Annotated in this window: 7 protein-coding genes; 4 read left to right on the forward strand and 3 right to left on the reverse strand. The window is 37.4% G+C overall.

The window, feature by feature from the left end; all coding sequences use genetic code 11:
• Positions 1–161: 161 nt before the first annotated feature.
• Genes ACSVH9_RS08475 through ACSVH9_RS08485 form a run of 3 tightly spaced genes read right to left on the reverse strand, consistent with a single transcriptional unit; the run spans position 162 to position 3,767 of the window.
• Positions 162–1,220, reverse strand: a complete 1,059-nt coding sequence (locus ACSVH9_RS08475) for an isochorismate synthase (RefSeq protein ID WP_438063347.1) — start codon at positions 1,218–1,220, stop codon at positions 162–164.
• Positions 1,221–1,251: 31 nt separating this feature from the next.
• Positions 1,252–3,309 carry a M48 family metalloprotease gene (locus tag ACSVH9_RS08480; protein WP_438063348.1) on the reverse strand — a complete coding sequence of 686 codons (2,058 nt, stop codon included), beginning with the start codon at positions 3,307–3,309 and terminating at the stop codon, positions 1,252–1,254.
• Between the two features lie 29 nt (positions 3,310–3,338).
• Entirely contained in the window at positions 3,339–3,767 is a 429-nt protein-coding gene (locus tag ACSVH9_RS08485; RefSeq protein ID WP_438063349.1) for a PaaI family thioesterase, read from the reverse strand.
• Between the two features lie 169 nt (positions 3,768–3,936).
• Here ACSVH9_RS08485 and ACSVH9_RS08490 point away from each other — a divergent pair, with 169 nt between their 5' ends.
• The 4 genes from ACSVH9_RS08490 to purL all read left to right on the forward strand — a co-directional run bounded on the left by ACSVH9_RS08490 (position 3,937) and on the right by purL (position 13,318).
• Positions 3,937–5,469, forward strand: a complete 1,533-nt coding sequence (locus tag ACSVH9_RS08490; protein ID WP_438063350.1) for a hypothetical protein — start codon at positions 3,937–3,939, stop codon at positions 5,467–5,469.
• 292 nt (positions 5,470–5,761) lie between these two features.
• Positions 5,762–7,603 (forward strand): endonuclease, encoded by a 1,842-nt coding sequence (locus tag ACSVH9_RS08495; RefSeq protein WP_438063351.1) that lies wholly within the window; start codon positions 5,762–5,764, stop codon positions 7,601–7,603.
• Between the two features lie 181 nt (positions 7,604–7,784).
• Complete coding sequence (locus tag ACSVH9_RS08500) at positions 7,785–9,554, forward strand: endonuclease (RefSeq protein WP_438063352.1); 1,770 nt, start codon at positions 7,785–7,787, stop codon at positions 9,552–9,554.
• 101 nt (positions 9,555–9,655) lie between these two features.
• The gene (gene purL, locus ACSVH9_RS08505; protein WP_438063353.1) at positions 9,656–13,318 is read left to right on the forward strand and encodes a phosphoribosylformylglycinamidine synthase; all 3,663 of its coding nucleotides are present in this window, start codon (positions 9,656–9,658) and stop codon (positions 13,316–13,318) included.
• Positions 13,319–13,511 lie beyond the last annotated feature (193 nt).

Genomic DNA, 13,511 nt, shown 5'->3' on the forward strand with positions numbered 1-13,511 from the left:
CAAATAACGACTCACAAAGCAGAATCCAAAAAATCACTTTGTTGCTCTCTAGCCCCGATGGTAGTGGCATCCTTTGTCTTTTTCCTTTAAAAAGGCAAAGATATAACGGACAGCGGGACTATTGTTGGCCAAGAAGCCTTTTGTTGCTGCTCCTCATCAAGCTACTTTTCCATTTTGCCTAAGACCCTTTTCATTGTCATCGATTTGTTGACAGTTTCCTGCCACTCGCTTTCGGGCACACTGTCTTTGGTAATCCCGCAACCCATATACAAGTGCACTTCTTGGTCCTCAACTTGCATACAACGCAAATTTACAAACAAATCGGAACTTGAATCGCTATTTAATTCGCCTAAAAAACCGGTGTAAAAACTGCGATTATAGGACTCGTTTTGTAGAATAAAATCTTTAGCAACTGCTGTTGGAAACCCACAAACTGCGGGAGTTGGATGCAATAAATGGATGATTTGCTGCAAGGTGTTTTCTTTTTTCCAACTGCCTTTGATATCGGTTCGGATATGGCAAATGGCGCCGGCTTGAATGGTATAAGGTTCCGAAATCTGCAAGTCATCGGTGTACGGTTGCAACTGCGAAACAATATAATCGGTTACCAATTGCTGCTCTTCTTTTTCTTTGGTAGGCCAAATCACGGTTTCGATATCTGATGCTTTTTGGGTTCCTGCCAAAGCAATCGTTTGGAAAGTACTACCGAAAGCCTTGAGTAATTGCTCGGGTGTAGCGCCTAACCAAAGACCAATCTCGGGGTGAAAAAAGCAATAAACAAAAGCCGTGGGATAGGTTTGAAGCAAACGCTCAAAAACGATATTTATGTCAAAATCTTGAATTTTCACTACTTCTTCTCGAGAAAGGACGACTTTTTGAAAAGCACCATTTTGAATAGCGGCAACTCCTGAAGCAACCAATTGTTCATACTGTCTCTGCTCCTTCTCCGTTGGATGACTAATTTCGGGTAATGGAATGGCTATGTCTTTCTTATCAAAAGAAAAGGAAAGGATTTCGGAGGCTGCTTTGGGGATGATGTAGTTTTTGTCACCATCAAAAGACGCAAAAACAAAACCTTCCTCTGTACAATCGTTTACTTCATACAATGTATCATCGGATTGAAAAAGACCTTTGAGTTGCGAAGTATTGGGTTTACGATAGACCACAAAAGGCAAACGCAATTGGTGGTGTTCGTTTATTTTGGAATATAGGATGTGCATAATAATTGCGCTGTTTTTTGCTATTTATATCTTATGCTACTAATGTAGATTTGAAATCTAAAAACTCTTTTTTGGCTTTAAAAAATGATTTAGACAAAACATCGTTATAATCGTGTATTGCTTTGAACAAAATTTCTAACTTACTATCGTGATATTCTTGACCAATGAAGTAAACCAAATCCTCTGCAGCATATTTTGAAAAATTATCTTGCATTTCTGGACTTAAAGCATCAGCATAATTATCATTTGCCAATACATCTTGAATCTGAATTTTGAATTCTTTTTCGATGACTTTTAATGCGGCTAAATTCTTCTCTATAACTTCAAATGGTGTTGTCTCATATAAAAACGCCGTATTATTAATCATCTTTACGTAAGTATCAAACTTGTTATCAAAATCTTTATCAATATTGGTAAAACTTGTATATAATTTTCTAAACTCCTCTTTCTTGCCTCTACTCTTTGCCACATCAAGAAAAAAGCTAAAAATCTTTTGATCATTTATGACAATCTCTTCTTTTATTTTGGTAAGCTCTTGTTCCAATTTATTTACTATTTCTCCACTTTCAGAGGCCAAAAATTGCTCTCCATCATAATCAAACCTTTTTACCACGATTTCCTTTTTCTCGATTTGCAAAAGCGTATTCTTATCATTTTCGAGTGCAAAAGCAGTATACACTAAATCTACTTTTTTATCATCAAACAAATCCTGATAACGAATATCAGAAGCTAAATCATTTATTTCCTCATCATTATCTTCAAAAGACACCGGCTGTTTGTTATCATAATAACCATTAAAAACCTCCGCAAAAGAATTAGAATGATAGTTTTTAGTAAAATCTTCTACAAAAGACTCCTTATCTTTTTTTACAACTGTGGTCTCATAATTCACCATTCCGAATAATTTGTCGGTAAACTTGGCTTCTAACTGATAAGAATCTGAGAATAAATTTCTTGCTGGTAGTATAGGTTTTCCCTCTTTAACAATATTGAGATGGTTTAATTGAGCTACTCTATCCTCTGTACTTGGATGTGTAGACAATTGATTGTTAAGTTTTAATTTACTTTTATTATATCTACTCAAATGATCAATATTTACCAATGGCAAATTGTTATCTATAGGTAGTTTGCTTTTTTGTGCTAAAAAATTCATTACAAATTGCTGCTGAGGATACAAATTATCAGTTACAATAGCATCAGGAACTTTTGTAGTATAATAGTCTAAAACTGCATTGTAAGAATGACTAGCCAAATCCAATCGCAACAAGGAAGTTATTAAGGGAGATGAACCTGTAACATTTGCAGCCACTTCATCTGCATGAAACTCCATCTCTCTTGACATTTTCAAATAATTGGTATTAACCACTTCATATACTTGCTTCAAAACCCACTGAATTCCCTCAACAATTTTTACGGCTAGAGAAACAAAAAAAGTAAAATAGGCGTTTACCCCTCCCCAACTTTTAATAAGTGTATTATACGAATCGTTTTCATAAAGCATATTGAAAATGATTTGGTTCACATTATACACATAACTTCCAACCTTCATGCTTCTCTGAGAAAAATGACCAAACTCGTGGGCTAAAATTGCTTTAAACTCAATATCTGAAACACTATTTACAAGTCCCATTCCTATTTGAAGATTCTTCTTTACAGGCAAAAACATACTCCAAAAACTAGAATCATAAAATACACAGGCATTCACCTCTGATGACAAATAAACTTTTTTAGGAAATTGAGTATCTACTTCTTGAACAATCTCATGAATTAGTTTAAAAAGCTTTGGCTCTTCGTTTTCTGTAATTTCAACCAAATGGGAACGATCAACTTCTTTCTTTGAGAATAAAAATTTAAACAGAAAAATCAAGATTAAAATTCCCATACTAAGTAAACCAGCACCAATCATAAATGTAATTAAGGCTGGCTTAACAATTATAATTTGAAACCCTGCATATGCAGCCAAAATAGTGATAGAAATACCTAAAACAATTAATAGAACATAAACAATTAGAAAAAAAACAATTGATAAAATGGCTTGAGTAGTCATTTTTTGAAAAGCTGATGAAACAGCAATAACTTTCTGGGACATAAAAAATTATAATAATTTAGTGGTAAAACTTACTTTTTCTCTTTCGACAAAACCATATTTGTCAATTTACATAAGGAAATCAAATTTCCGGCTTCGTCGGTAATTCTTATTTCCCATAAATGTACGGTTTTACCTTTATGAATAATTTTGGCGGTGCCGAAAACTACACCTTCGCGTATGCTTTTTAGATGATTGGCCGAGATTTCAATGCCACGAACTTCTTGTTCCTTAGGATTGATAAAAAAGTGAGAAGCCGCACTCCCAACACTCTCTGCCAAAGCCACTGAAGCTCCGCCGTGCAACAATCCCATAGGCTGATGTACTCTGGAATTGACTGGCATTTTGGCTACCAAAAAACCTTCGCCAGCATCAATGTATTCTATATTTAAGGTCTCCATCAACGTATTCTTCGAAAAGTCATTGCAAAATTGGAGCATTTTTTCTTTGTCTATTTCCATTGTCATTATATTTCCCGTAAAAATAAGCGAACTAATTGGTCAGTACAAACCTATCTCTGTTTTTTAATATAATTGACTAGATTTAAACGCAACAGCCATCACCATCAAATTTGTGGGATTTGCGATGGCATATTCTAATTAATCGCTATTTTTACCAAAAAAATAAGAAATGCGCTCCATTGCTACTGTTTTTATTCTTGGAATTATACTGCTGCTGGGTTCTTGCCGAGCTGATTTTGAAACTGTGGCTAGCACGGGCGATTTGAAATTTTCTAAGGATACGGTGTATTTGGACACGGTTTTTACCAATACTGGTTCGAGTACGTACCAACTAAAAGTCTATAATAAAAGTAAAAACGACATCAACATTCCGATTATTCAATTCGAGAAAGGACTCAATTCGAAATACCGAATGACCGTAGATGGACAGCAAGGAACTGCGGGTAAGATTTTCAAAGACATTACGTTGTTGGCCAAAGACAGCTTGTATATTTTCATCGAAACCACAGCAAGTATCGCTGATGCTAACCCTACTGATTTTTTGTATACCGATAAAATTCAATTTGATAGTGGCGCCAATTTACAAACGGTTGAATTGGTTACGCTAATTCAAAATGCTATTTTTCTTTATCCACAGCGATTCGCGGATGGCACAACCGAAACACTGCCAATTGGCAATGAAAAAATAGAAGGTTTTTATTTGGACGAAAATGATGCAATCAACGGTAATGAGTTGCATTTTACCAAAACAAAGCCCTATGTTATTTATGGTTATGCCGCAGTTCCTTCGGGAAAAACAGCTGTTTTTGATGCAGGTGCTCGAGTGCATTTTCACGCCAATTCTGGATTGATTGTTGCCAATCAAGGAAGCCTTCAAATCAACGGAACTACCTCAACCACGAATGCTTTAGAAAATGAAGTCATTTTTGAAGGCAATCGCTTAGAGCCCGGATTTTCGAATGTAGCAGGACAATGGGGAGCGTTATGGCTAACCAACGGAAGCACCAATAACCGCATCAACCATTTGACTATAAAAAATTCAACCATCGGACTTTTGATTCAAAATAACGATGGAACTACAGTACAACTAAAAAATACTCAAATCTATAATTCAAGTAACTACGGCATTCTGGCTCAAACGGGAAAAATCGTAGGCGAAAATGTTGTAATAAATAATGCAGGTGTAGCGAGTTTGGCTTGTTTGTATGGCGGAGAATATCATTTTACGCATTCTACTTTCAATAACAATTGGAACAGTTCTTCACAAGTTGCAGTTTTGGTCAGCAACTTTATTACTGGCGCCGTTCCTGAATCTAAAGATTTGACGCAAGCTACTTTTAATAACTGTATCATTTACGGCTCTTACTCTAATGAAATGCTGTTGAATAAAAAAGCTACTTCAGTTTTCAATTATCAATTCAATCATTGTTTGCTTAAATTCAACAATAGCAGTAATTCATTTACAAATGACCCTTTGTACCAATTTGAGACGGATGCCACTCACTACAGTGGGATAATTTTAAACAAAGACCCTAAATTTTTCAAAGTAAATCAGAACCAACTCAACATTGACAATACTTCGGCGGCTTTTGCCAAAGGGAATACTAGTTATTTAATTCCATTGGACATTTTAGGAACAAGCAGAACCCTGCCACCTGATTTGGGTGCTTATCAAAATAAAGCGTTTCCGAAAACCAATTAATTCTACCATTTTTTAAGGTATCTCGTCATCAGCATGTAGTTATGCAGATGATGCAACTACTTATGCTTTTACGTCAGCACTTTTTTTGAGGATATATTGATAGCTATCCAATTACTCAAAAATTAACTTTATATCATACTTCATTAAAAAATAAGAAAAACCATATTTATATTACTATTTCTTAACATAATGTATAACAAAAAAAGCTATTTTTGTTATTAAACCTAGATTATAATATTGAAAACCAAACACATAAAACCCTAATCTATTAACTTAACTAAAACTTTCACTTATGAAAAAACTCTACGTTTTACTTCTTATTCTTTCGTCTTCGATTGGATTTGGACAAATTCCATCTGGTTATTACAACACTGCGACTGGTACTGGCTATACGCTAAAAACGCAACTGTACAACATCATCAAAGGCCACACCGACAATGGTTACGCTGGACTGTACACCACTTATCAAACCTCTGACATCGATTCTTTTTATGAAAATGATGGAACTATTTTAGATATGTATTCCGAAAAACCTTCTGGTACAGACCCTTACAATTACAGTTCGGGATCGACGCAAAGATGTGGTACTTACTCAGTTGAAGGCGATTGCTACAATAGAGAACATATTATCCCACAATCTACCTTTAACTCTGCTGCACCAATGGTTTCTGATGCACATTTCATTACTCCTACTGACGGAAAAGTAAACGGACAACGTTCCAATTACCCACACGGTAATGTAGCAACTGCAACTTGGACTTCTTTGAACGGAGGGAAATTGGGTTCGAGTGGTGTATCTGGGTATAGCGGAACTGTTTTTGAGCCAATAAATGATTTCAAAGGTGATATTGCAAGAATGTATTTCTACTTTGCCACTCGATACGAAAATACCGTAGCGGGCTATTCCTTTGCAATGTTTGATGGTTCTAGCAACAAAGTTTTTACTACCGCCTTTTTAAATCAACTATTAGCTTGGCACAATCAAGACCCAGTAAGCGCGAGAGAAATAGCCCGAAACAACGCTATTTATGCTAGACAAAATAACCGTAACCCCTATATAGACCATCCTGAATATGTACAAGCTATTTGGGGATCCGCTCCTTCTTCTGATACGCAAGCACCAACTATTCCAACCAATTTAACAGCCTCTGCTATTACAGCTACTTCTGTTTCATTAAATTGGACTGCTTCAACAGACAATGTGGGAGTAACTGGGTATGCTATTTATATGAACAACACTCTCAAAACTACTGTTACTGGCACAACTGCCTCTATAACAGGATTGACTGCTTCTACCGCTTACTCTTTTTATGTAGTTGCAAAAGACGCTGCAGGAAATAGTTCAACAAAAAGTACTACCATTACAGCAACAACTAGTAGCGGCGGAACAGTAGCAACCGATTTACTTTTTTCTGAATATATAGAAGGTTCATCGAACAACAAAGCATTAGAAATTGCCAATAACACTGGAGCGGCAGTAAACTTATCGAGCTATACCATCAAAAAACAAACCAATGGTGCCGGAGCTTGGAGCACGGGACTAACTTTGTCAGGAACATTAACAAGTGGTAGTAAATTTACCATAGTGAATAGTTCTATCACATCCACTTGCTATCCTAAAACATCTGCCAATATTTCAACAGCCGCAACCGAATTGACCTTTAACGGAAATGATGCTGTAGGTTTGTTCAAAAATGGAGTATTGATAGATATCATTGGGACTTTTAATGGAGGAACGGCTAATTTCGCTGCCGATGTAACCTTGAGAAGAAAAGCAACTGTAACATCACCCAGCACAACCTTTAATCTTTCAAGCCAATGGGATTCATTCACAACAGACACTTGCAACAACCTTGGTAGCAAAACAAGCACTAAAGTGAACAAAGAAGAAGTAACTGATATCGATGCAATTTCAATTTACCCCAATCCTTCTCACGGTGATTTTACGATTAATTACAACAATTCTAACAAAAATTATTCTGTTCAGCTTATCTCATTGTTGGGACAAATCATTTTTGAAAAAGAAAACATTACGCAACCTTCGGTGACCCTAAACACTATTCCAAAAGGATTTTATTTGGTCAAAATAGAAGACGCTACACAAACTATCTACAAAAAGATAATTATCAACTAATTACAACCAGTTCCAATATGAAAAACGACACAATTGTGTCGTTTTTTTTTGCTGTCTGAATTGTTTGTACCTATGAATAATATGTAAAACATATCTCATTAACTTAAATATTTCTTAACCTAGGTTCCATTTGTAAAGAATAGCTTTACAAACTTTTAAACATTTTATCCCATTTCACATTATGAAACAAATCTACTCCCTACTTTTTTTAGTCCTCTTTTCAGCGAGTTTTGCCCAAGCTCCAGCTGGATATTATTCCACCGCAACAGGTACAGGCTACACGCTAAAAACCCAATTGTACAACATTATTAAAGACCATACTGTTATTGATTATGCAGGGTTATATGTCACCTATCAAACTTCTGACATTGACAATTTTTTCGAAAAGGATGGTTCCGTTTTAGATATGTATTCGGAGAATCCTGCAGGAACAGACCCTTATAACTACAGCATTGCAGCCACTCAAAGATGTGGTAATTATACTAACGAAGGTGATTGTTATAACAGAGAACACATTATTCCGCAATCCGTTTTTAATGAACTTTCACCAATGGTTTCTGATGCACATTTTATTACGCCAACCGATGGAAAAGTAAACGGAATCCGTTCTAACTATCCGCATTCAGTTGTAGTAACGCCTTCGCAAACTACCTTAAATGGAAGCAAACTGGGAACAAGCACAACAGCCGGTTACAGCGGATTGGTTTTTGAACCCATCGATGAATTCAAAGGAGATATTGCTAGAATGTATTTCTACTTTGCTACTCGATATGAAAATACCGTAGCAGGTTACAACTATGCGATGTTCAACAATACCAGCAATCAAGTTTTTACCACTGCTTTTTTAAATCAATTATTAGCTTGGCATAATCAAGACCCCGTAAGCGCAAGGGAAATTGCAAGAAACAACGCCATTTATGCCAGACAAAACAATAGAAATCCATTTATTGATAACCCAAACTATGTAACCGAAATTTGGAAAGCAGGCACTGTTGATACTGAAGCTCCAACTGCCCCAACCAATCTAGTAGTAACGGAAACTACGACCAATTCTGCAACTTTAACTTGGACTGCTTCAACAGATAATGTGGGAGTTACAGGCTATGATGTATATGTAAATGGTACTTTAAAAACTTCAGTAACTGGGGCAACCACAACCATCACTGGCCTAGCAGCGGAAACAACCTATACCTTTTATTTAATTGCTAGAGATGCTGATAGAAATGCTTCTGTGGCGAGTGCTTCGGTAACTGGAACTACGAAAGCGCCTGCCGCTGGAACAACCACTTGTGCTTCTGAAAATTTCGAAAATATGCCTGCTAATGCTACTTCTTATGCTGTAAGAACTTGGACAAATGGCGGAATCACTTGGACGGCAACCGATGCAAGAACCGACCAACCATTAAACAATAGAGCAATAATCATTAGAAACGGTTCCCTCACTTCCTCTACAGTAGCCAATGGAATCAAAGATTTGACAGTTACAACCAAACTAATTTACACAGGGACTGCTGGAACATTTAAACTCAATGTAAATGGTACCGAAGTAGGTACGATACCTTACAGCGCTACTGCTACAACTACAACAATTCCAAATATTAATATAACCGGAGATGTCGTAATCAGCATAACTGGAAACAGTACTACTTCAAACAGAGTACTATTTGATGACCTCTCTTGGAGTTGCAACACAATACTTGCAGTGGATGAATTAGAAAAAGAAAGTTTTGCGATTTATCCTAATCCTTCTAATGGAACGGTAAAAATCAATTTTGAAAATGCTAACGACAAACGCGACGTTATCATATTTTCAGTTTCGGGACAAAAAGTTTTTGAAAAAGAATACAACAACACAGCTGCTGCAACTGTAAATAATCTTCAAAAAGGGATTTATTTGGTCAAAGTCACAAAAGAAGGAAAATCAACAACCAAAAAGCTAATTGTAAATTAGATAACGATAAAATAATTTTATTTGAAGCGGCAGCAATTGCCGCTTTTTTTTTAGGCCTTAATTAACTAAATTTGCACCGCAATACAACAAACCCTACAACAATGATTCATTTCTTTGAAAACCAAAGTAACACTGTTTTTGCCGTACACACGCAGAACGAAATTTCGGCTCAAGACATCTCAAAACTCAACTGGCTATTTGCTGATGCCACTAAAATAGAAAAATCCGTCTTGTCAGATTTTTTTGTTGGACCACGCGCCACTATGATTACGCCTTGGAGTACCAACGCGGTTGAAATTACTCAAAATATGGGTATTTCTGGCATCATCAGAATAGAGGAATTTCAACGTGTTACCGAAGATTTTTCGGATTTTGACCCTATGCTTTCGCAAAAGTTTAGCGAACTCAATCAAGATATTTTTACCATCAATATCCAACCAGAACCTATATTGGAAATCGATGATATTGAAGGATACAACCAATCCGAAGGTTTGGCTTTGAGTCCAGAAGAAGTGGAGTACCTTTCTGATTTAGCAACCAAATTAGGTCGAAAATTAACCGACTCTGAGATTTTTGCGTTCTCGCAAGCAAATTCAGAGCACTGTCGTCACAAAATTTTCAACGGAACTTTTGTAATTGATGGTGAAGAAAAACCGACTTCTCTTTTCAAATTAATTAAGAAAACCTCAGAAACGAATCCAAACGATATTGTTTCTGCCTATAAAGATAATGTGGCTTTTGTAAAAGGACCAAAAGTGACACAATTTGCACCAAAAAGTGCCGATAAACCAGATTTTTACGAAGAAAAAGAATTTGACGCCGTACTTTCCTTAAAAGCTGAAACGCACAACTTCCCTACTACTGTGGAGCCTTTCAACGGAGCTGCTACAGGTTCAGGTGGAGAAATTCGTGACCGTTTGGCAGGAGGACAAGGTTCGTTGCCATTAGCAGGAACAGCGGTTTATATGACTGCGTATTCTCGATTAAACAATGAACATTCTTGGGAAAAAGGAATGGCAGAAAGACCTTGGTTGTACCAAACGCCAATGGATATTTTAATCAAAGCTTCGAATGGAGCTTCTGATTTTGGAAACAAATTTGGACAACCGTTGATTACGGGTTCTGTTTTGACTTTCGAACACCAAGAAAACAACCGTAAAATTGGCTACGACAAAGTCATTATGCAAGCGGGTGGAATTGGTTACGGAAAATTAGACCAAGCGATAAAAAAGAAACCTACAGCTGGCGATAAAATCGTTATTTTAGGTGGAGAAAACTATAGAATTGGAATGGGTGGTGCAGCGGTTTCTTCAGCTGACACAGGTGCTTTTGGCTCTGGAATTGAGTTGAACGCCGTACAACGTTCTAATCCAGAAATGCAAAAACGTGCCGCGAATGCCATTCGTGGACTGGTAGAAAGCGACCATAACCCTATCGTGTCAATTCACGACCACGGAGCAGGTGGACACCTCAACTGTCTTTCGGAATTAGTAGAAGAGACTGGTGGATTGATTGATTTGGATAAATTACCAGTAGGCGACCCAACGCTTTCTGCTAAGGAAATCATTGGTAACGAATCGCAAGAGCGTATGGGATTAGTGATTGGCGAAAAAGACATTGACACCTTACAGCGTATTGCCGATAGAGAACGTTCTCCAATGTACCAAGTTGGTGACGTAACGAACGACCATCGTTTTACTTTTGAATCCAAAACTACAGGAGTAAAACCTATGGATTATGCTTTGGAAGATTTCTTTGGAAGTTCTCCAAAAACGATAATGACAGACAAAAAAGTAGCTGTAAATTATACAGAACTAAATTATACTACTGAAAATATCCCGAACTATCTTAATCAAGTACTGCAATTAGAAGCGGTTGCTTGTAAAGACTGGTTAACGAATAAAGTAGACCGTTGTGTGGGAGGTCGCGTGGCCAAACAACAATGTGCTGGTCCATTGCAATTACCACTGAACAATGTGGGAGTTATGGCTTTGGATTTTAAAGGCAAAGAAGGAATTGCGACCACTGTAGGTCACTCGCCAGTAGCTTCGTTGATTGACCCTGTAGCAGGAACAAGAACTGCTATTGCAGAAGCACTTTCTAATATCGTTTGGGCTCCTTTAAAAGACGGTTTACAATCGGTTTCTTTATCGGCCAACTGGATGTGGGCTTGTAAAAACGAAGGTGAAGATGCTCGTTTGTACGAAGCAGTGCAAGCGTGTTCTGATTTCGCCATCGAATTAGGAATCAATATCCCAACGGGTAAAGATTCACTTTCAATGAAACAAAAATATCCTAACGACGAAGTTATTGCTCCAGGAACAGTGATTATTTCGGCAGCAGGAAATTGTACCAATATTACCAAAGTTGTTGAACCTGTTTTACAACGCAATGGTGGCAACATTTACTATTTGAACTTATCTCAAGATAGTTTCAAATTGGGAGGTTCTTCGTTTGCTCAAATTTTGAACAAAGTAGGAACCGATGTGCCAAGCATTACTAACGCAGCTTATTTTAAAACAGCTTTCAACACCTTACAAGACGCCATCAAAAACCGCCAAATCAAAGCGGGTCACGACGTGGGTAGCGGTGGTTTGATTACTACTTTATTAGAACTTTCGTTTGCCGAAGTAGACTTAGGTGCTACGTATGACTTGAGCGTTCTTGGTGAAGCGGATACAGTAAAAACATTATTTAATGAAAATATTGCAGTGGTTTTCCAAGCCGATGCAGCCATTGAAGCTCTTTTTGCCGCTCAAAAGGTTGAGATTTTCAAAATTGGAACGGTTACCGAAGGAGATTTAGTTACTATTCAAAATAATGCAGATACGTTTACTTTTAACGTAAATGAAACAAGAGATACTTGGTTTAAAACATCGTATTTGTTAGACGCCAAACAATCTCGCAACGGAATGGCTGAAGCGCGTTATGCCAATTACAAAAACCAACCGTTAGACTATCAATTCCCAGCGCATTTTACAGGTAAAGCAGCTGTCATTTCGAGCGCAGTCGAGAGACCAAAAGCGGCAATTATCCGTGAAAAAGGAAGTAATTCCGAGCGTGAAATGGCAAACGCTATGTTCTTGGCTGGTTTTGATGTGAAAGATGTACATATGACCGATTTGATTTCGGGACGTGAGACATTGGAAGACATTCAGTTTATTGGTGCCGTGGGTGGTTTCTCTAACTCGGACGTTTTAGGCTCTGCCAAAGGTTGGGCGGGAGCTTTCTTGTACAACGAAAAAGCCAATACTGCATTGAAAAATTTCTTCAAACGTGAGGACACTTTATCTGTGGGGATTTGCAACGGTTGTCAGTTGTGGATGGAATTAGAATTAATCAATCCAGAACATAAAGTACACGGAAAAATGCACCACAATACTTCGAACAAACACGAAAGTATTTTTACCTCGGTAAAAGTGCAAAAAAACAACTCGGTGATGCTTTCTAGCTTAGAAGGTGCTACACTTGGGGTTTGGGTGTCACACGGTGAAGGAAAATTCCATTTACCAGAACAAGAAGCAAATTATAATATCGTAGCAAAATATGGTTACGAAGGCTATCCTTCTAACCCAAATGGTTCGGATTACAACACAGCTATGTTATGTGATGCTACCGGTCGTCACTTGGTGATGATGCCACATATTGAGCGTTCTATTTTCCCTTGGAACTGGGCACATTACCCAGACAACGGGCAAAAAGATGAAGTTTCGCCTTGGTTAGAAGCTTTTGTGAACGCAAGAAAATGGATTGAAAAACAATAAAACATTTTTTACTTTCTGTAAAAAGCTCATTCTAACTAGGAATGAGCTTTTTTTATCAAAAGTTGAAATGATAATGACAACAAAAAAGAAACCATAATTCCTCATAGCCCCGATGGCAGTGGCATCCTTTGCCGACGGGGTTCAGCGGGAAAGATATAACGAACAGCGGGACCCGTGACAACAAGAACCCCTT

The sequence above is a fragment of the Flavobacterium sp. RSSB_23 genome, assembly GCF_051547145.1.
Lineage (GTDB): Bacteria > Bacteroidota > Bacteroidia > Flavobacteriales > Flavobacteriaceae > Flavobacterium.